Genomic DNA, 18,831 nt, shown 5'->3' with positions numbered 1-18,831 from the left:
CGGATGCCGCGACCAGCGGGCATTCGCAATCAAGGTTTCCCACGATGCGCAGCGCTGCTGTATGCTACGGCGTTCACTCTAAAACGACACCGGAGTGCCGGACGCAGCGAGGTTCCGCTGCCTGGAACAAGGTCTCTTCTCTCTCAGCAAAAAGTAGCCATGCACGAACAATACACGCCCCGTGATATCGAAGCCGCCGCCCAGAATTTCTGGGACGAGCAACAATCGTTCGCTGTTACCGAACAGCCAGGCAAGGACACCTACTACTGCCTGTCGATGTTCCCGTACCCGAGCGGCAAGCTACACATGGGCCACGTGCGCAACTACACCATCGGTGACGTGATTGCCCGCTACCAGCGCATGCTGGGCAAGAACGTCCTGCAGCCAATGGGCTGGGACGCCTTCGGCATGCCGGCGGAAAACGCCGCGATGAAGAACAACGTCGCCCCGGCCAAGTGGACGTACGAAAACATCGACTACATGAAGACCCAGCTCAAGAGCCTGGGCCTGGCCATCGACTGGGCACGTGAAGTCACCACCTGCAAGCCGGACTACTACCGCTGGGAACAGTGGCTGTTCACCCGCCTGTTCGAGAAAGGCATCATCTACCGCAAGAACGGGACCGTGAACTGGGACCCGGCCGACCAGACCGTACTGGCCAACGAGCAGGTCATCGACGGCCGCGGCTGGCGTTCGGGCGCGCTGATCGAGAAGCGCGAAATTCCGATGTACTACTTCCGCATCACCGACTACGCCGACGAGCTGCTGGAAAGCCTCGACGAACTGCCGGGCTGGCCTGAGCAGGTCAAGACCATGCAGCGCAACTGGATCGGCAAGTCGCGCGGCATGGAAGTGCAGTTCCCGTACGACCAGGCCAGCATCGGCCACGAAGGCACCCTGAAAGTCTTCACCACCCGTGCCGACACCCTGATGGGCGCCACCTACGTCGCCGTCGCCGCCGAGCACCCGCTGGCCACCCAGGCCGCCCAGGGCAACCCGGCGCTGCAGGCGTTCATCGAAGAATGCAAAAGCGGCAGCGTTGCCGAGGCCGACATGGCCACCCAGGAGAAGAAGGGCATGCCCACTTCCCTGTTCGTGCAGCACCCGCTGACCGGCGAGAAACTGCCGGTTTGGGTCGCCAACTACGTGCTGATGCACTACGGCGATGGCGCCGTGATGGCCGTACCGGCCCACGACGAGCGCGACTTCGAGTTCGCCCACAAGTACAACCTGCCGGTCAAGGCCGTGGTGCGCACCAGCGCTGGCGATGAAGTGGGCAGCGAGTGGCAGGACGCCTACGGCGAGCACGGCCAGCTGATCAACTCCGGCGAGTTCGACGGCCTGGACTTCGCCGGCGCCTTCGACGCCATCGAAGCGGCGCTGCTGCGCAAGGAGCTCGGCAAGTCGCGCACCCAGTTCCGCCTGCGTGACTGGGGTATCAGCCGCCAGCGCTACTGGGGCTGCCCGATTCCGATCATCCACTGCCCGTCGTGCGGCGACGTGCCAGTGCCGGAAGACCAACTGCCGGTCACCCTGCCAGAGAACGTGGTGCCGGACGGCGCCGGCTCGCCCCTGGCGCGCATGCCCGAGTTCTATGCCTGCAGCTGCCCGAAATGCGGCGCCGCGGCCAAGCGCGAAACCGACACCATGGACACCTTCGTGGAATCGTCCTGGTACTTCGCCCGCTACGCCTCGCCGAACTACGAGGGCGGCATGGTCGACCCGAAAGCGGCCAACCACTGGCTGCCGGTGGACCAGTACATCGGCGGTATCGAACACGCCATCCTGCACCTGCTGTATGCGCGCTTCTTCCACAAGCTGATGCGCGACGAAGGCCTGGTAACCTCCAACGAGCCGTTCAAGAACCTGCTGACCCAGGGCATGGTCGTTGCCGAAACCTACTACCGCGTGGCCAGCAATGGCGGCAAGGACTGGTTCAACCCGGCCGACGTCGAAATCGAGCGCGATGCCAAGGCCAAGATCATCGGCGCCCGCCTGAAGACCGACGGCCTGCCGGTGGAAATTGGCGGCACCGAGAAGATGTCGAAGTCGAAGAACAACGGCGTCGACCCACAGTCGATGATCGACCAGTACGGCGCCGACACCTGCCGCCTGTTCATGATGTTCGCCTCGCCGCCTGACGCGAGCCTTGAGTGGTCCGACTCCGGCGTCGAGGGTGCCAGCCGCTTCCTGCGCCGCGTCTGGCGCCTGGCCCAGGCCCATGTGGCCCAGGGCTTGCCGGGCAAGCTGGATGTTGCCGCCCTGGATGATGCGCAAAAGGTCATCCGCCGCGCCATTCACGCTGCGATCAAGCAGGCCAGCACCGACGTGGGCCAGTACCACAAGTTCAACACCGCCATCGCCCAGGTGATGACCGTGATGAACGTGCTGGAAAAAGCCCCGCAAGCCACCGAACAGGACCGCGCCCTGCTGCAGGAAGGCCTGGAAGCCGTGACCCTGCTGCTGGCACCGATCACCCCGCACATCTCCCACGAACTGTGGAAGCAGCTGGGCCACGATCAGGCCGTGATCGACGCCGGCTGGCCGGCCGTGGACGACAGCGCCCTGGTGCAGGACAGCATCGTCCTGGTGGTACAGGTCAACGGCAAGCTGCGTGGCCAGGTGGAAATGCCTGCCGCCGCCAGCCGCGAGGAAATCGAAGCCGCCGCCCGTAGCAACGAAAATGTCCTGCGCTTCATCGATGGCCTGACCATCCGCAAGGTCATCGTGGTTCCGGGCAAGCTGGTCAACATCGTCGCCAACTGATGGCAGCGCCCGCCCGCAGGCAATGCGGGCGGGCGTAATCGGCCCACAAGGGAGCAACAACATGATCAAACGCAATCTGCTGGTAATGGGCCTGGCCGTGATGCTCAGCGCCTGCGGTTTCCAGCTGCGCGGCACCGGCACCAACGAGATGAGCGTCAAGGAAATGGACGTCAGCGCGCGCAACGCCTACGGCCAGACCGTGAAGCAGCTGCGTCAGGCCCTGGAGCACAGCGGTGTCAACGTGCACACCGGCGCGCCTTACCATCTGGTGCTGACCAACGAACAGGAAACCGAGCGTTCGGCCAGCTACACCGGTGGCAACCGCGCCGCCGAGTACGAGCTGTTCACCACCCTGAACTACAGCATCCAAGGCCAGAACCAGCTGGAACTGCTGAGCGACAAGGTGGAAGTGCGCAAGGTCTACGTGCGTGACGGTTCGAACATCACCGGTTCCGACCAGGACGCCAGCCGCACCCGCGAGGAAATGCGCCGTGACCTGGTGCAGATGATGGTATCGCGCCTGCAAATCCTCACCCCGGCAAAACTGGACGAGCTGCAGGTCAAGGCCGACGCCCGCGCCAAGGCCGAAGCGGATGCCCTGGAGGCCGCGCGCCGCCAGCAGGCAGAAACGCCGCAGCAGTCGCCACTGGAAATCCCGGGCAAGTAAGCCCGTGCGGGGCACTTCGGTGCCCCGCCTGCTCCCATGAAGCTCGCTCCCGCCCAACTCAACAAACACCTGCAAGGCGCCCTGGCACCGGTCTACGTGGTCAGCGGCGACGACCCGCTGCTGTGCCAGGAAGCCGCCGACGCCATTCGCAACGCGGCACGCCAGCAGGGCTTCGATGAACGCCAGGTGTTCAGCGCCGACGCCAACTTCGACTGGGGCACCCTGCTCCAGGCCGGGGCCAGCCTGTCGCTGTTCGCCCAGCGGCGCTTGCTGGAACTGCGCCTGCCGTCGGGCAAGCCCGGCGACAAGGGCGCTGCGGCCTTGATGGAATACTGCGCCAACCCCGCCGAAGACACCCTGTTGCTGGTCAGCCTGCCCAAACTCGATGGCAGTGCGCAAAAAACCAAGTGGGGCAAGGCGCTGATCGAAGGTGCCCATTGCCAGTTCATCCAGATCTGGCCGGTGGATGCCCAGCAGCTGCCGCAATGGATCAACCAGCGCCTGTCCCAGGCTGGCCTCTCGGCCCAGCGCGATGCGGTCGACCTGATCGCCGCACGGGTCGAGGGCAACCTGCTGGCTGCCGCCCAGGAAATCGAAAAGCTCAAGCTGCTTGCCGAAGGCAACCAGATCACCGTGGAAACGGTGCAGTCGGCAGTGGCCGACAGTGCCCGCTTCGATGTGTTCGGGCTGGTCGATGCCATTCTCAATGGCGAGGCCGCGCATGCCCTGCGCATGCTTGAAGGCTTGCGTGGCGAGGGTGTGGAGCCGCCGGTGATTCTCTGGGCGCTGGCCCGCGAGTTGCGCTTGCTGGCAGGGCTTGCCCAGCAGTTTGCCCAGGGCGTGCCGCTGGACAAAGCCTTCAGCCAAGCCCGCCCGCCAGTGTGGGACAAGCGTCGGCCACTGGTCAGCAAGGCGTTGCAGCGCCTTTCGGCGCAGCGCTGGGCGCAGTTGCTGCAGGATGCCCAGCGAATCGATGCGCAGATCAAGGGGCAGGCCGAAGGGTCGCCCTGGACCGGGTTGTCGCGCCTGGCGCTGTTGATGGCCGGGCAACGGCTGGTGTTGCCCCCGGAATAACGGGGCTCCTGCTCATAAACACAATCAATTGGCCCTACCCTCCCCCAAGGCCTAAAGTGCGCCGCGAAATCCACCCCAATCGGGAACGCCGCCATGAGCAAAAAGCCGAAAAAGCACGGCCCCAACAAGGCCAAGTCAATCATCGCCCAACCGCTGTTCCGCTGCCGCCAGGAACAACCAAGCAAGGGCAAAGGCAGCTACCGCCGCGAAGCCTTCCAATCGAGAGATTGGGAGGCTTCTTACTTTTTGGCGGCATGAAAGCATCGCAAGCGCAGGCGTGGTATGGTCGGCATCTGACCTGCAATTCTGGATCTGTGCATGCTCTTGAGTCTTCTCCCCCGTTGGAATTCCCGCCAGTTGCTCGCGGCCTCCAGCTTCATCCTGCTCGTCGCCTGCGCGGAGAAACCCACCGCCGCCGACGCCCTGCCGCTGGCCCCTGCCCAGCCCGCCCCGGTCGTGACCCTGCCCAGCGCCACGCCCGACGTCAGCACTGACATCCAGCCCCTGCAAACCTTCGCCCAATGGCAGGCCAACTTCCGCCAGCTGGCGCTGCAGGCCGGCATTACCCCGAGCACCTTCGACCGCGCGTTCCTGGGCGTGACCCCGGACCTGGACGTGATCAAGGCCGACCGCAGCCAGCCAGAATTCACCCGCCCGGTGTGGGAATACCTGGACGGCGCCCTCTCGCCCCTGCGCGTGCGCAACGGCAAGAAATTGCTGGAGCAGAATGCTGAACTGCTGACCCGCATCGAGCAGCGCTATGGCGTCGACCGCCAGGCCTTGGTCGCGGTGTGGGGCATGGAGAGCAACTTCGGCCAGTTCCAGGGCAACAAGTCGGTGATTCGCTCACTGGCGACCCTGGCCTACGAAGGCCGCCGCCCGCAATTCGCCCAGGACCAACTGATCGCCGCCCTGCAGATCATTCAGCACGGCGATATCCAGCCCGAGGCCATGCGTGGCTCCTGGGCCGGTGCGATGGGCCAGACTCAGTTCATTCCCACCACCTACAACACCCACGCGGTGGACTTCGACGGTGACGGCCGCCGCGACATCTGGAACAGCACGCCAGACGCCCTGGCCTCGACCGCGCACTACCTGCAAAGCTCGGGCTGGAAGCATGGCCAACCCTGGGGCTTCGAGGTGCAGGTGCCGGCTGGCTTCGATTACTGGCTGGCCGATGGCTCGCTGCGCAAGCCGGTGAGCGAGTGGCTGCAGTTGGGCGTGAAGCTGCCGGCGGGCACCCAGTTGCCAGCAGGCAGCAACCAGCTGTCGGCGGCCCTGCTGTTGCCGGCAGGCGCCCGGGGCCCTGCGTTCCTGGTGCTGGACAACTTCCGCGCGATCCTCAAGTACAACAATTCGTCGTCCTATGCCCTGGCGGTGAGCTTGCTGGGCGATCGATTCTCGGGGTGGGGCTTCATCGCCGGGAGCTGGCCGAAGGAAGATTTACCGCTAAGCCGCAGCGAGCGCATGGAGCTGCAGAATTTGCTCAATGCCAGCGGGCATGACGCGGGCAATGCCGATGGCATTATCGGGGCCAATACCCGCAAGGCGATTCGCAATGCCCAGCAGGGGCTGGGGTGGCCGGCGGATGGGTATCCGACCCACAAATTGCTTGAGAGCTTGCGGGCTCGCTGATAACCCTGGGGCCGCTCTGCGGCCCATCGCGACTTGGCAGTCGCTCCTACAGGAGGAATGAACGCGATTCCCCCCCGGTAGGAGCGACTGCCAAGTCGCGATGGGCTGCAAAGCAGCCCCAGCTGCCTCAACCCTTGAACAAACCCTGCTCCAAAACCAATGTCTGCGCCCGACTATCAAGCCGAACCACCGCCCCCAGCGGCAAACACACATTCGGATCACAATGCCCACTGCGCCACCCGGCCAGCACCGGCACCCCCAACGGCGCAAAGGTCTGCTCCAGCAACGGCGTCAGCGCCGCAACGGTAATCCCGGCGAAATCCCCCACCAGCACACCCTTCACCCCTTGCAGCTTGCCCGCCAGGCGCAGCTGGGTCAGCAACCGGTCCACCCGGTACAGCGGCTCGTTGACGTCCTCGATGAACAGGATGCACCCCTGGGTGTCGATTTCCGCCAAGGTACCCATGGTCGCCCCCAGCATCGACAGGTTCCCCCCCAGCAAACGCCCGCTGGCCACTCCAGGCACCACGCACTGCAGGGCGAACTCGCCAGGGTGGGCGATGGCATCACCCGCCCCCACCTGCCCGCCCAGTTGCGCCAGCAACGATGCCTCGGTGGGCTGCAGCTTGCCGCCCAACAGGTCGGCGTTGAGCATCGCGCCGTGGAAGGTAATCAACCCGGCATGCCGGTACAGCGCCATGTGCAACGCGGTGATGTCGCTGTAGCCGATCAGCGGCTTGGGGTGGCGGCGGATCAGGTCGAAGTCGAGGCGATCCAGCAGGCGCATGCTGCCATAGCCCCCACGCATGCACAGGATCGCGTCGACAGCGGGATCGGCAAAGGCGGCATGCAGGTCCTGCAGCCGCTGTTCATCGCTCCCTGCCAGGTAGCCATCGGCCTGCTGCGCGCCCGGGTACACCTGGCAGCGGTAGCCCCGTTCGCTGAACCACTGGCTGGCCCTCTGCACATCCAGCCGCGCCGGGCCTGCCGGGGCGACGATGGCGAAGCAGGCGTTGCCCGGTAGCGCCCTGGGCAAACGGGATTCAAGGGGTTCGGCGCAATTCATCGTGGCTCCTTGGTGAAACGGCAAAAACAAAAATGCCGATGCCGCCTTACAGCGCGCATCGGCATGTTCGGCTCACGCCAGGATCAGAGCTTGATCTTGGCTTCGTGGGCTTGCTGGTCGGCGTGGTACGACGAACGCACCAGCGGGCCGGAGGCCACGTTCTTGAAGCCCATCTTGTAACCTTCCTCGGCGAACCAGGCGAAGGTGTCCGGGTGGACGAAACGCTGCACTGGCAGGTGGCTACGCGACGGCTGCAGGTACTGGCCGAGGGTCAGCATGTCGATGTCGTGCTCGCGCATGCGGTGCATCACCTCGATCACTTCCTCGTCGGTTTCGCCCAAGCCCAGCATCAGGCCGGACTTGGTCGGCACATGCGGTACCATTTGCTTGAACTTCTGCAGCAGGTCCAGCGACCAGTCGTAGTCCGACCCCGGACGCGCAGCCTTGTACAGGCGCGGTACGGTTTCCAGGTTGTGGTTGAACACATCTGGCGGCTCTTGCGCGGTGATTTCCAGCGCCACGTCCATACGGCCGCGGTAGTCCGGCACCAGGGTTTCCAGCTGCACGCCTGGCGACAGCGCGCGGATTTCGCGGATGCAGTCGGCAAAGTGCTGGGCACCACCGTCGCGCAGGTCGTCGCGGTCAACCGAGGTGATCACCACATACTTCAGGCGCAGGTCGGCGATGGCCACGGCCAGGTTCTTCGGCTCGTCCAGGTCCAGCGGCTTCGGCCGGCCGTGGCCGACGTCGCAGAACGGGCAGCGACGGGTACAGATGTCGCCCATGATCATGAAGGTGGCGGTACCACCGGAGAAGCACTCACCCAGGTTCGGGCAGGACGCTTCCTCACACACGCTGTGCAGCTTGTGCTTGCGCAGCAGTTGCTTGATACGGTCGACTTCCGGGGAAACCGGAATGCGTACGCGGATCCAGTCGGGCTTTTTCGGCAGTTCTTCGGTGGGGATGATCTTCACCGGAATGCGCGCGACCTTTTCGGCGCCACGCAGTTTTACCCCAGCTTCCACCTTCTTCGGCGCGGGGCGCGGTGTGATATCCTGGGTGGGTATCAGGTTCGGCACGGCTTCTTGCACAGTTGTCATATTCAGTCGATTCCGCCCATGAGGGTCGTCTGCTCAGCATAGTCGAGGTGCTTGACCAGCTGTCCGCGCAGCCTTGTCCTGACCTCGTCGAGTTCGATCGGGCCTGCCAGGTCGCGCAGCTGGGTCATGGCCAGCCCCGCATACCCACAGGGGTTGATTCGGCGGAATGGCGCAAGGTCCATGTCCACGTTCAGAGCAAGGCCGTGGAAAGAACGGCCGTTGCGGATTCGCAGGCCGAGGGAGGCGATTTTCGCTCCGTCGACATAGACACCCGGCGCATCGGGCTTGGCCACGGCAACCACGCCGTAGCTGGCGAGCAGGTCGATCAGCGTGCGCTCGATGCGGCTGACCAGTTCGCGCACGCCAAAGCCCAGGCGGCGTACGTCCAGCAGCAGGTAGGCCACCAACTGCCCGGGGCCATGGTAGGTCACCTGGCCGCCGCGGTCGGTCTGCACCACCGGGATGTCGCCCGGCACCAGCAGGTGCTCGGCCTTGCCGGCCTGGCCCTGGGTGAAGACCGCGGGGTGCTCGACCAGCCAGATTTCATCCTGGCTGTCCGGGCTACGCTGCTCGGTGAAGCGACGCATGGCCTCCAGCACCGGTTCATAGGGCTGCAGGCCAAGCTCGCGAACACCGAGGCAAAGGGACATCACAGCACCATTTTCACGATGCCGGTGGCACGCAGGGCACTGTTGATGTCGTGCAGCTGGTTTTCGCTTTCGGCCACGATGTGCAGTTGCACGGTGGTGTACTTGCCTTCCTTGCTCTGGCGCTCGGCCAGGGTGGAAAGGTCGACCTTGGCGTGCTTGCTGAGGATTTCGATGACCGTGTCCTTGAAGCCGACAACGGTATCGCCGATGACCTTGATCGGGTAATCGGCGCAGGGGAATTCGATTTTGTGCGACTTGACGTCAGGTTCGCTCATGGCGCAAACGCCCTCGTAAGGCGTGGCAACAACAGCGCCCCCGCAGGAGTTACGGGGGCGTGCAGGTCACGTATCAGTTGAACAACCCGTAGAAGAACAGACGGATGCTATCCCACATACGGCGGAAGAAACCACCTTCCTCAACGCCGTCGAGGGCGATCAGGTCGGCGCTGTGAACCACTTGCTCGTCCAGTTTGACTTCCACTTTGCCGATCACGTCACCTTTGGCGATTGGTGCGGTGAGCTGCGGGTTCATGGTCATCGAAGCCTGCAGGCGCTTCAATTGGCCTTTAGGCATAGTCATGGTCAGGTCGTCGGCCAGGCCAGCCTTGACTTGGCCAGTGGCGCCCTTCCATACCGGCGCCTGGGTCAGCTCGGTGCCCTTCTGGTAGAAGGTCTGGGTTTCGAAGAAGCGGAAACCGTAGGTCAGCAGCTTCTGGGTTTCGGCGGCGCGGGCTTGCTCGCTGTTGGTGCCGAACACCACGGCGATCAGGCGCTGACCGTCACGCACGGCCGATGCCACCATGCAGTAGCCGGCTTCTTCGGTGTGGCCGGTTTTCAGACCGTCGACGGTCTTGTCACGCCACAGCAGCAAGTTACGGTTAGGCTGCTTGATGTTGTTCCAGAAGAACTCTTTCTGCGAGTAGATGGCGTAGTGGGCCGGGTCGATGTTGATGATCGCGCGGGCCAGCAGGGCCATGTCGTGGGCCGAGGAGTAGTGCTCCGGGTTCGGCAGGCCGGTCGGGTTCATGAAGTGGCTGTTGGACATGCCCAGTTCGGCAGCGGTCTTGTTCATCATGTCGGCGAAGGCGTCTTCGCTGCCGGCGATGTGCTCGGACAGGGCGACCGAGGCGTCGTTGCCCGACTGGATGATGATGCCGTGCAGCAGGTCGCTGACGGTAACCTGGCTACCAACCTTGATGAACATGCGCGAACCGCCGGTGCGCCAGGCGTTCTCGCTGACGGTGACCGGGTCGTTCTCGCCGATCTGGCCACGACGGATGTCGACGGTGGCGATGTAGGCGGTCATCAGCTTGGTCAGGCTGGCCGGTGGCAGGCGCTCGTCACCGTTGTTCTCGACCAGCACGTTGCCGCTGGACGCGTCCATGAGTACGTAGGACTTGGCAGCCAGCTGCGGAGGTGCAGGCATCATCTGCTCCGCCGCGAAGGCAGCGGGCGTGAGCATCAGCAGTACGGGCAGGCAAAGTCGTTTGGCAAGGTTGGTGATGTTCATCCGTCTCTCGAAAATCGCTAATGGTCTGATGTTCCCTGGGCCACATCGTGTGCCCAGCGCCAGTCAGTCTAGTTTTAGTGGCCGCAGGCCTGGCCCGCAAAGTGCGACCTGATGTCGCTACGGGCAAAAGCGAACAGTGTACATGCCCGCGTTCGACAATTCATGACAAAACCGACAGTTTGGTGTCGCCTTCTTCGCGGGCAAGCCCGCTCCCACAGGAAACGCGAAACGCTGTGGGAGCGGGCTTGCCCGCGAAGAACGCGACGCGGTCAGTCAGCTGTGACCAGCTTGGCCTGCCCAAGGTTCGCCAGGCGAATGCTGTTCTGTGCCTGCTGGATTTCACCCTGGCTGTTGAACGGCCCCAGGCGCACGCGGTGCAGGGTCTGCTGGTTGCGCACGATCGAGCTGATGAACACCGGCGCGCTGACCATGGTGCTGAGCTTGGAGCGCAGCAGTTCGGCGGCATCGGGGTTGGCGAAGGCGCCCACCTGCAGGACATTGCCGGCACCGCCAGCCGGTACGCTGCCGCCGGCCACCTGCACCGGCACCACCGGGGCTGCGTGCTGCTGCGGCGGTGGCGTCCACTGCTCGACGCGCCCGGTGCTGGCCGGGATCGCCTGGGTCTGGGCGACCTGTGGCTCCTTGAGCATCAGCGGCGGCTGCTGGCCCTTCTGCGCCCACCATTGTTGCGGGTCGATGCCTTCCACGCGCACATGGGCGGTGCCGATCTCGGCGTAGCCCAGTTTCTTCGCCGCCGCGTAGGACAGGTCGATGATGCGGTCGGAATAGAACGGGCCACGGTCATTGACCCGCAGGATCACGCTGCGCCCGTTGGCCAGGTTGGTCACCCGAACGTAAGCCGGCAGCGGCAGGGTCTTGTGCGCCGCGCTCATGCCGTACAGGTCATAGAGCTCGCCGTTGGCGGTGTTCTGCCCGTGGAACTTGGTGCCGTACCACGACGCGGTGCCCTCGGCGCGGTAGTTGCGCGCGTCCTGCATTGGGTAGTAGGTCTTGCCCAGCACGGTGTACGGGTTGGCCTTGTAGGCCCCGGTGTGCACGGTCGGCGTGGCGTCGGGGATCTTGTTGACGTCCACGTCCCACCACGGCGCGCCGTCCTTGTGCGCCCGGTTGATATCCAGGCCCGGCTGGGAGCGCACGGCGTTGCCGCCACCCTGGGAGGTCGGGCGGCTGGAGGAACAGCTGACCAGCAGCATGCCCACGGTCATGCAGGTCAGCAGCTTCAAGGTGTTGGCAGAGAACATTGCGCGCATTACTTGATGCCCCGTACTTGGACCAGCTGTTCGGCAAGCTGATGCACCGCCATGGCATACATCACGCTGCGGTTGTAGCGAGTGATCGCGTAGAAGTTCTTCAGGCCCATCCAGTACTCGGGGCCGTTGTCACCTTCCAGGCGGAAGGCAGTCACCGGCAGATCATCGCGCAACGCATCATGGCTCGACCAGCCCAGCGCCCGCAACTCCCCGACCGTTTTCACCGGCTCAATGCCGCTGGTCAGGCCCTCGTCGGCCCGCGGGCCACTGACCTGGGCGCGGCTGACCACGCCCTCGCCGGCCACCCAGCCATGGCGCTTGAAGTAGCTGGCCACGCTGCCGATGGCATCGTCGGGGTTGTTCCAGATGTTGATATGGCCGTCAGCGTCGAAGTCCACCGCATAGTTGCGGAAACTGCTTGGCATGAACTGCGGCAGGCCCATGGCACCGGCGTAGGAGCCTTTCAGGGTGAGCGGGTCGAGCTGTTCCTCACGGGCCAGCAGCAGGTACTCGCGCAGTTCCTTGCGGAAGAATTCGGCACGCGGCGGGTAGTCGAACGCCAGGGTCGACAAGGCATCCATTACCCGGTAATTGCCGGTGTTGCGGCCAAAAAACGTCTCCACGCCGATGATCGCCACGATGTACTGGGCCGGCACGCCATATTCCTGCTCAGCCCGGGCCAGCACGGCTTCATGCTGGCGCCAGAAATCCACACCCCGGGCGATGCGCGCGTCGGTGATGAACATCGGCCGGTATTCCTTCCACGGCTTGACCCGTTCGGCCGGGCGCGAAATGGCATCGAGGATCGACTGCTTGCGCTGCACCTCGTGGAACACGCCCTGCAGCTGCTCGCTGGCAAAGCCATAGTCGCGGCTCATCTGGCCGATGAACTCGGCCACCTGTGGCGAACCGTCGTAATCGCCGGCATGGGCCAGTTGTACAGCGCCGAACAGGCCCACCGCGCCGACCCACGGCGCACAACGGGCAGCCCAGTTACGCACTGCTTGCATGAAATTCTTCACCTTTTTCAAACCTGTGCAATCCACTTGCGGTGCGTATGGATCGACATCAGAACGCCAAACGCTGACAACAGCGTCACCAACGATGTTCCGCCATAGCTGATGAAGGGCAGCGGCACGCCCACCACGGGCAGAAGGCCGCTGACCATACCGATATTGACGAACACGTACACAAAGAAAGTCATGGTCAGGCTGCCCGCGAGCAGCTTGCCGAACAGGGTTTGCGCCTGCGCGGTAATCATCAGCCCGCGGCCGATCAGCAGCAGGTAGACGATCAACAGCAGGCAGATACCAACCAGGCCGAACTCCTCGCCGAGCACGGCGATGATGAAGTCGGTGTGGCTTTCGGGCAGAAAGTCCAGGTGCGACTGGGTGCCGAGCAGCCAGCCCTTGCCGAACACCCCGCCGGAGCCGATGGCCGCCTTGGACTGGATGATGTTCCAACCGGTGCCCAACGGGTCGCTTTCCGGGTCGAGGAAGGTCAGTACCCGCTGCTTCTGGTAGTCATGCATCACGAAGAACCACATCGCCACCGCCACCGGCACAGTGGCCGCCAGCACGCTGAGGATCCAGCGCCAGCGCAGCCCGCCCATGAACAGCACGAACGCACCGGAGGCCAGAATCAGCAAGGCCGTACCCAGGTCCGGCTGGCGCACGATAAGAATGAACGGCACGCCGATCAACACCAGGCTGATTGCCACATGTTTCAGGTGTGGCGGCAAGGTGCGCTTGGACAGGTACCAGGCGATGGTCGCCGGCATGATGATCTTGAGAAATTCCGAGGGCTGGAAGCGAATCACCCCGGGGATGTTGATCCAGCGTGTGGCGCCCATGGCGTTGTGGCCCATGACGTCCACCACCACCAACAGGAACACCCCCACCAGGTACGCCAGGGGCACCCAGCGCGCCATGAAGCGCGGCTCCAGCTGGGCGATGACGAACATCGACACCAGGCCGATGCCGAACGAGGTGGCCTGCTTGAGCAGCAGGTCCCAGTTCTTGCCGCTGGCCGAATAAAGTACGAACAGGCTGCCGGCCGCAAGGGTCAGCAGGATGACCAGCAAGGGGCCGTCGATGTGGATGCGCTGCAGAAAGCTGGCGCGCCGCCGCATCACGTCCTCGCTGGAGAGCATGCGATCGAAATTGTTTTTCACGGAGCCGTTTCCTGGGCGACGGTGGCAGGAGCGAATTCAGGCTTGAGCCGGCCGTTCTCGTCGAGCAGCCAGGCGTCCATGATCTGCCGCACCACGGGGGCGGCAACGCCCGAGCCGGACTCACCGTTCTCGACCATCACCGAAACCACGATCTTCGGATCGTCGGCCGGGGCGAAGGCAACGAACAGCGCGTGGTCGCGGTGGCGCTCCTGAAGTTTGTTGCGGTCGTATTTCTCGCCTTGCTTGATCGCCACCACCTGGGCGGTGCCGCTCTTGCCGGCAATGCGGTACTGGGCGCCGGCGGCGGCCTTGCGGGCGGTGCCGCGGGCGTTGTGCATCACCTGTTCCATGCCATGGGTGACCTTGGCCCAGTCGGACTTGTCACGCAGGACGATGTTTTCCATGGGGTTGGGGTCCACCGGTGGCTGGCCTTCGATGGACTTGGCCAGGTGCGGGCGGTTCCACACGCCCTTGTTGGCGATCAGCGCGGTGGCCTGGGCCAGCTGCAGTGGCGTGGCCTGCATGTAGCCCTGGCCGATGCCGAGGATCAGGGTTTCCCCCGGGAACCAGGCCTGGCGCCGGGTGGCGCGTTTCCATTCGCGCGACGGCATCAGCCCGGGCGATTCCTCGAACATGTCCAGGGCCACCTTCTGGCCGATGCCGAACCGGTTCATGTAGCTGGACAGCCGGTCGATGCCCATCTTGTGGGCCAGGTCGTAGAAGTAGGTGTCGTTGGAACGCATGATCGCGGTGTCCAGGTCGACCCACCCGTCACCGGTACGGTTCCAGTTACGGTACTTGTGGTCGTAATTGGGCAACTGGTAATAGCCCGGGTCGAACACCCGGCTGCTGGCGTTGACCACGCCGCTGTCCAGGCCGGCGATGGCCACTGCTGGCTTGATGGTCGAGCCCGGCGGGTACAGGCCGCGCAGGACGCGGTTGAACAGTGGCCGGTCGATCGAGTCGCGCAGCTCGGCATAGGCCTTGAAGCTGATGCCGGTCACGAACAGGTTGGGGTCGAAGCTTGGCTGGCTGACCATCGCCAGCACTTCGCCGGTGCGCGGGTCGAGCGCCACCACCGCGCCACGGCGCCCGCCCAGGGCGGCCTCGGCGGCCTCCTGCAGCTTGATGTCCAGGCTCAGGATGATGTCCTTGCCCGGCTTCGGGTCGGTGCGCTTGAGCACCCGCAGCACGCGGCCACGGGCGTTGGTTTCTACTTCCTCGTACCCCACCTGGCCATGCAGCTCGGGCTCGTAGAAACGCTCGATGCCGGTTTTGCCGATATGGTGGGTGCCGCTGTAGTTGACCGGGTCGAGGGTCTTGAGCTCTTTTTCGTTGATGCGCCCGACATAACCGACCGAATGGGCAAAATGCGCGCCCTGTGGGTAGTGGCGCACCAGCTGGGCGACCACCTCCACCCCCGGCAGGCGGAACTGGTTCACGGCTACCCGGGCGATCTGCTCTTCGTTCAGCTCGAACAGGATCGGCACCGGCTCGAACGGCCGGCGGCCCTGCTTCATGCGTTTTTCGAACAGGGCGCGGTCGTCGGCGGTCAACTCCAGCACTTCGACGATGGTATCCAGCACTTCCTGCCAGTTACCCGCACGTTCGCGGGTCATCGACAGGCTGAAGCTTGGCCGGTTGTCGGCGACGATCACCCCGTTGCGGTCGAAGATCAGGCCACGGGTTGGCGGAATCGGCTGCACATGCACCCGGTTGTTTTCCGAAAGCGTGGAGTGATAGTCGTACTGGATGATCTGCAGGTAATACAGCCGCGCGACCAACACGCAGATGAGCAGCATCACCGCCACGGCGCCGACAACGACGCGGTTACGCACCAGGCGGGCGTCTTTCTCGTGGTCCTTCAGACGGATCGGCTGCGACATCGGGCGGCTTACAGGCTCATTTGTGGTACGGATGCCCGGACAACACGGTCCAGGCGCGGTAGATCTGCTCGCCGATGAGTATCCTTACCAACGGGTGCGGCAGGGTCAGCGGCGACAGCGACCAACGTTGCTCGGCGCGCGCGCAGACCTCCGGCGCCAGCCCTTCCGGGCCGCCCACCATCAAGTTCACCGTGCGCGAGTCCAGCCGCCAGCGGTCCAGCTCGGTGGCCAGCTGCTCGGTACTCCAGGGCTTGCCATGGACCTCCAGGGTGACGATGCGTTCCCCTGGCTGCACCTTGCTCAGCATGGCCTCGCCCTCCTGACGAATCAGGCGGGCGACGTCGGCATTCTTGCCACGGGTGTTCAGCGGGATTTCCACCAGCTCAAGCGACAGCTCCTGGGGCAGGCGCTTGGCATATTCATGCCAGCCTTCCTCGACCCACTTGGGCATGCGCGAGCCGACCGCGATCAGGCGCAGACGCACGACGCTTCCTTATTCCCGGTCTTTGAGCTTGTCGGTGAAGTAGTCGCTGGCGTTTTCCGGGCTGTGGTGCTTGGCATCGGCGGCACGGCTTTGCTCGGCACCGGCCCACAGGCGCTCCAGGTCGTAGAACTGGCGGGCAGCGGCGGTCATCATGTGGACGATGACGTCGTTCAGGTCCAGCAGTACCCAGTCGCTGTCGCCCTTGCCTTCTTCGCCCAGTGGCTGCGCGCCCTCTTTCTTGACCGCTTCACGGACCTTTTCCAGCATCGCGTTGATCTGGCGGTTGGAGGTACCGGTGGCGATGATCATGTAGTCGGTCAGGCTGTGCTTTTCACGCACGTCGATGACCTGGATGTCCTGGGCCTTGACGTCTTCCAGAGCGCTGATGGTCAGTTTGACCAGTGCTTCGCCATTGATTTTCTGCTTGCTCATATAAAACTCTTCAACTCGTTTGGATGAGGCGCCCTGGGGCACCGTCAGTTGGGCGCACGATACAGTTCATGCGCCTCGATGTAGGCCAGTACGGCGTCCGGCACCAGGAACCTCACCGATTTGCCGCTGGCCAGCAGCTGTCGGATCTGTGTAGCCGACACCGCAAGCGGTGTCTGCCAGACGAACGAAATATTCCCCGCCGGGCCGGACATGGCGGTGGGATCGCTCTGCGAGCGCGCAGCCAGCAGGTTGCGCAGCTCGTCGGGTGGTTCAACGTCGGCATCCGGGCGTTGCAATACCAGGATGTGACAGTGTTGCAGCAATTCTTCCCAGCGGTGCCAACCCGGCAGGCCGCAAAAGGCGTCCCAGCCCAGCACCAGGAACAGCTGGTCGTCGGCGCCCAGCTCCGCGCGAACCGACTCCAGCGTGTCGATGGTGTACGACGGCTTGTCACGTGCAAGCTCGCGGGCATCGACGCTCAGGCAGGCAACGCCCTGTACCGCTTCACGCACCATGGCCAGGCGATCCTGCGCTGCCACCTGCGGGGTGTCGCGGTGCGGCGGGCGGGCGTTGGGCAGCAGGCGCAACTCATCGAGCGCCATGAACTCGGCCACTTCCAGCGCGCTGCGCAGGTGGCCGATGTGCACGGGGTCGAACGTACCGCCAAGAATGCCGATGCGCCGGGCTGCCTGGGCCTTGCTCAACTCAGCAGGACTCCTGGCCGCGCAGCTGGCCGTCACCGACCACCACGTACTTCTCGCAGGTCAGGCCTTCCAGGCCGACCGGGCCGCGGGCATGCAGCTTGTCGGTGGAAATGCCGATTTCCGCGCCCAGGCCATATTCGAAGCCGTCGGCGAAGCAGGTTGGGGTGTTGAGCATCACCGACGCCGAGTCGACTTCGGCCATGAACTGGCGGGCCTGGCCCTGGTGTTCGGTGAGGATCGAATCGGTGTGGTGCGAGCCATAGTGGTTGATGTGCTCGATGGCCTGGTCCAGGCCGTCGACCACACGAATCGACAGGATCGCGTCGAGGTACTCGGTGTGCCAGTCGTCTTCCGTGGCCGGCTTGGCGTCGATCAGTGCGCGGGTGCGTTCACAGCCGCGCAGCTCGACGCCCTTCTCGATGAAGCGGCGGGCCATTTCCGGCAGGAAGCCTTCGGCTACGCGCTGGTCGACCAGCAGGGTTTCCATGGCGCCGCAGATGCCATAGCGGTAGGTCTTGGCGTTGAACGCCACGCGCCAGGCTTTTTCCAGGTCGGCATGCTCGGCCACGTAGACGTGGCAGATACCGTCCAGGTGCTTGATCACCGGTACGCGGGCATCACGGCTGATGCGCTCGATCAGGCCACGGCCGCCGCGCGGCACGATGACATCGACGAACTCGGGCATGCTGATCAGCGCGCCGACGGCTTCACGGTCGGTGGTTTCGACCACCTGCACCACGGCAGCCGGCAGGCCAGCCGTGGCCAGGCCACGCTGGATGCAGGTGGCGATGGCGCGGTTGGAGTGGATGGCCTCGGAGCCACCGCGCAGGATGGTGGCGTTGCCCGACTTCAGGCACAAGCTGGCTGCATCGATGGTCACGTTCGGGCGCGACTCGTAGATGATCCCGATCACCCCCAGCGGCACACGCATCTTGCCCACCTGGATGCCCGACGGGCGGTAGCTCATGTCGCGAATGGCACCCACCGGGTCCGGCAGGCTGGCCACCTGGCGCAGGCCGGTGATCATGCCGTCGATACGCGCCGGGGTCAGCGCCAGGCGGTCGAGCAGCGCCGGTTCCAGGCCGTTGGCGCGGCCAGCGGCCAAGTCCAGTTCGTTGGCGGCGGTAAGCTCGGCACGGGCGGCGTCCAGCGCGTCGGCGGCGGCCTGCAGGGCGCGGTTCTTCTGCGCGGTGCTGGCACGGGCAATCACCCGCGAAGCCTGGCGAGCGGCGTGACCCAGGCGGGCCATGTAGTCAAGAACGGACTCAGTCATGGGTTCGGTGTCTTGGCGAAGGGGAAATCGGCTGATTATAACTGTCGCGCAGGTGTACGCCCAGCGGCGGGTGGCGGATGGTAGAAAATCGGTGGCCGGGCGCCACTTGCCGGGCGGATCGCGAGCTGCGCCCGCTGCTAC

Annotated in this window: 18 protein-coding genes; 5 read left to right on the top strand and 13 right to left on the bottom strand. The window is 64.4% G+C overall.

Translation table 11 applies throughout. The features are described 5' to 3' along the window. The first annotated feature begins 159 nt into the window (after positions 1–159). The 5 genes from leuS to F3J45_RS14235 all read left to right on the top strand — a co-directional run bounded on the left by leuS (position 160) and on the right by F3J45_RS14235 (position 6,142). Positions 160–2,766 carry a leucine--tRNA ligase gene (gene leuS / locus F3J45_RS14255; RefSeq protein ID WP_167063407.1) on the top strand — a complete coding sequence of 869 codons (2,607 nt, stop codon included), beginning with the start codon at positions 160–162 and terminating at the stop codon, positions 2,764–2,766. 61 nt (positions 2,767–2,827) lie between these two features. Further along, positions 2,828–3,433: an LPS assembly lipoprotein LptE gene (gene lptE / locus F3J45_RS14250; protein ID WP_167063403.1), complete on the top strand. Its 606-nt coding sequence runs from the start codon at positions 2,828–2,830 to the stop codon at positions 3,431–3,433. A 36-nt stretch (positions 3,434–3,469) separates the two neighbouring features. Then, entirely contained in the window at positions 3,470–4,507 is a 1,038-nt protein-coding gene (holA, locus tag F3J45_RS14245) for a DNA polymerase III subunit delta (RefSeq protein ID WP_167063400.1), read from the top strand. 93 nt (positions 4,508–4,600) lie between these two features. Beyond that, on the top strand, positions 4,601–4,765 hold the full coding sequence (gene arfA, locus F3J45_RS14240) for an alternative ribosome rescue factor ArfA (RefSeq protein WP_167063397.1): 165 nt from the start codon (positions 4,601–4,603) through the stop codon (positions 4,763–4,765). A 60-nt stretch (positions 4,766–4,825) separates the two neighbouring features. Further along, positions 4,826–6,142, top strand: coding sequence for a lytic murein transglycosylase (locus tag F3J45_RS14235; RefSeq protein ID WP_167063394.1), 1,317 nt, complete (start codon positions 4,826–4,828; stop codon positions 6,140–6,142). 127 nt (positions 6,143–6,269) lie between these two features. On the opposite strand, the gene F3J45_RS14230 is transcribed toward F3J45_RS14235, so the two are convergent. The 13 genes from F3J45_RS14230 to F3J45_RS14170 form a co-directional block, all read right to left on the bottom strand. Beyond that, positions 6,270–7,208, bottom strand: coding sequence for an LD-carboxypeptidase (locus F3J45_RS14230; protein ID WP_167063391.1), 939 nt, complete (start codon positions 7,206–7,208; stop codon positions 6,270–6,272). Positions 7,209–7,291: 83 nt separating this feature from the next. Then, a complete protein-coding gene (gene lipA, locus F3J45_RS14225) occupies positions 7,292–8,308 on the bottom strand; it encodes a lipoyl synthase (protein WP_167063388.1) in 1,017 nt (338 codons plus the stop codon). Between the two features lie 2 nt (positions 8,309–8,310). Beyond that, positions 8,311–8,958: a lipoyl(octanoyl) transferase LipB gene (lipB, locus tag F3J45_RS14220; RefSeq protein WP_167063385.1), complete on the bottom strand. Its 648-nt coding sequence runs from the start codon at positions 8,956–8,958 to the stop codon at positions 8,311–8,313. Then, positions 8,958–9,233: a DUF493 domain-containing protein gene (locus F3J45_RS14215; protein ID WP_009685832.1), complete on the bottom strand. Its 276-nt coding sequence runs from the start codon at positions 9,231–9,233 to the stop codon at positions 8,958–8,960. Before F3J45_RS14215 ends, lipB begins: the two co-directional genes overlap by 1 nt. 73 nt (positions 9,234–9,306) lie before the next feature. Continuing rightward, positions 9,307–10,467: a D-alanyl-D-alanine carboxypeptidase family protein gene (locus F3J45_RS14210; RefSeq protein WP_167063382.1), complete on the bottom strand. Its 1,161-nt coding sequence runs from the start codon at positions 10,465–10,467 to the stop codon at positions 9,307–9,309. 269 nt (positions 10,468–10,736) lie between these two features. Next, positions 10,737–11,729: a septal ring lytic transglycosylase RlpA family protein gene (locus tag F3J45_RS14205; protein WP_205299911.1), complete on the bottom strand. Its 993-nt coding sequence runs from the start codon at positions 11,727–11,729 to the stop codon at positions 10,737–10,739. A gap of 8 nt (positions 11,730–11,737) precedes the next feature. Beyond that, positions 11,738–12,748, bottom strand: a complete 1,011-nt coding sequence (gene mltB, locus F3J45_RS14200; protein WP_167063376.1) for a lytic murein transglycosylase B — start codon at positions 12,746–12,748, stop codon at positions 11,738–11,740. A 17-nt stretch (positions 12,749–12,765) separates the two neighbouring features. Next, positions 12,766–13,911, bottom strand: coding sequence for a rod shape-determining protein RodA (rodA, locus tag F3J45_RS14195; RefSeq protein WP_370526375.1), 1,146 nt, complete (start codon positions 13,909–13,911; stop codon positions 12,766–12,768). After that, positions 13,908–15,797, bottom strand: coding sequence for a penicillin-binding protein 2 (gene mrdA, locus F3J45_RS14190; RefSeq protein ID WP_167063373.1), 1,890 nt, complete (start codon positions 15,795–15,797; stop codon positions 13,908–13,910). Before mrdA ends, rodA begins: the two co-directional genes overlap by 4 nt. Positions 15,798–15,813: 16 nt before the next feature. Then, positions 15,814–16,281 carry a 23S rRNA (pseudouridine(1915)-N(3))-methyltransferase RlmH gene (gene rlmH, locus F3J45_RS14185; protein ID WP_008090421.1) on the bottom strand — a complete coding sequence of 156 codons (468 nt, stop codon included), beginning with the start codon at positions 16,279–16,281 and terminating at the stop codon, positions 15,814–15,816. A 9-nt stretch (positions 16,282–16,290) separates the two neighbouring features. Beyond that, the gene (gene rsfS, locus F3J45_RS14180; RefSeq protein WP_167063370.1) at positions 16,291–16,713 is read right to left on the bottom strand and encodes a ribosome silencing factor; all 423 of its coding nucleotides are present in this window, start codon (positions 16,711–16,713) and stop codon (positions 16,291–16,293) included. 44 nt (positions 16,714–16,757) lie between these two features. Continuing rightward, on the bottom strand, positions 16,758–17,417 hold the full coding sequence (gene nadD / locus F3J45_RS14175; RefSeq protein ID WP_167063367.1) for a nicotinate-nucleotide adenylyltransferase: 660 nt from the start codon (positions 17,415–17,417) through the stop codon (positions 16,758–16,760). A 1-nt stretch (position 17,418) separates the two neighbouring features. Further along, positions 17,419–18,690 carry a glutamate-5-semialdehyde dehydrogenase gene (locus tag F3J45_RS14170; protein WP_167063364.1) on the bottom strand — a complete coding sequence of 424 codons (1,272 nt, stop codon included), beginning with the start codon at positions 18,688–18,690 and terminating at the stop codon, positions 17,419–17,421. Positions 18,691–18,831 lie beyond the last annotated feature (141 nt).

This window comes from Pantoea sp. Ap-967, from assembly GCF_011752565.1.
Lineage (GTDB): Bacteria > Pseudomonadota > Gammaproteobacteria > Pseudomonadales > Pseudomonadaceae > Aquipseudomonas.
The sequence above is the reverse complement of the archived record's forward strand: the minus strand, read 5'-3'. Positions and strand labels throughout refer to the sequence as shown.

Coding starts and splice junctions, on each gene's coding strand:
- leuS (WP_167063407.1), top strand. CDS start 160: ATGCACGAACAATACACGCCCCGTGATATCGAAGCCGCCGCCCAGAAT.
- lptE (WP_167063403.1), top strand. CDS start 2,828: ATGATCAAACGCAATCTGCTGGTAATGGGCCTGGCCGTGATGCTCAGC.
- holA (WP_167063400.1), top strand. CDS start 3,470: ATGAAGCTCGCTCCCGCCCAACTCAACAAACACCTGCAAGGCGCCCTG.
- arfA (WP_167063397.1), top strand. CDS start 4,601: ATGAGCAAAAAGCCGAAAAAGCACGGCCCCAACAAGGCCAAGTCAATC.
- F3J45_RS14235 (WP_167063394.1), top strand. CDS start 4,826: ATGCTCTTGAGTCTTCTCCCCCGTTGGAATTCCCGCCAGTTGCTCGCG.
- F3J45_RS14230 (WP_167063391.1), bottom strand. CDS start 7,208: ATGAATTGCGCCGAACCCCTTGAATCCCGTTTGCCCAGGGCGCTACCG.
- lipA (WP_167063388.1), bottom strand. CDS start 8,308: ATGACAACTGTGCAAGAAGCCGTGCCGAACCTGATACCCACCCAGGAT.
- lipB (WP_167063385.1), bottom strand. CDS start 8,958: ATGTCCCTTTGCCTCGGTGTTCGCGAGCTTGGCCTGCAGCCCTATGAA.
- F3J45_RS14215 (WP_009685832.1), bottom strand. CDS start 9,233: ATGAGCGAACCTGACGTCAAGTCGCACAAAATCGAATTCCCCTGCGCC.
- F3J45_RS14210 (WP_167063382.1), bottom strand. CDS start 10,467: ATGAACATCACCAACCTTGCCAAACGACTTTGCCTGCCCGTACTGCTG.
- F3J45_RS14205 (WP_205299911.1), bottom strand. CDS start 11,729: ATGTTCTCTGCCAACACCTTGAAGCTGCTGACCTGCATGACCGTGGGC.
- mltB (WP_167063376.1), bottom strand. CDS start 12,748: ATGCAAGCAGTGCGTAACTGGGCTGCCCGTTGTGCGCCGTGGGTCGGC.
- mrdA (WP_167063373.1), bottom strand. CDS start 15,797: ATGTCGCAGCCGATCCGTCTGAAGGACCACGAGAAAGACGCCCGCCTG.
- rsfS (WP_167063370.1), bottom strand. CDS start 16,713: ATGAGCAAGCAGAAAATCAATGGCGAAGCACTGGTCAAACTGACCATC.
- F3J45_RS14170 (WP_167063364.1), bottom strand. CDS start 18,690: ATGACTGAGTCCGTTCTTGACTACATGGCCCGCCTGGGTCACGCCGCT.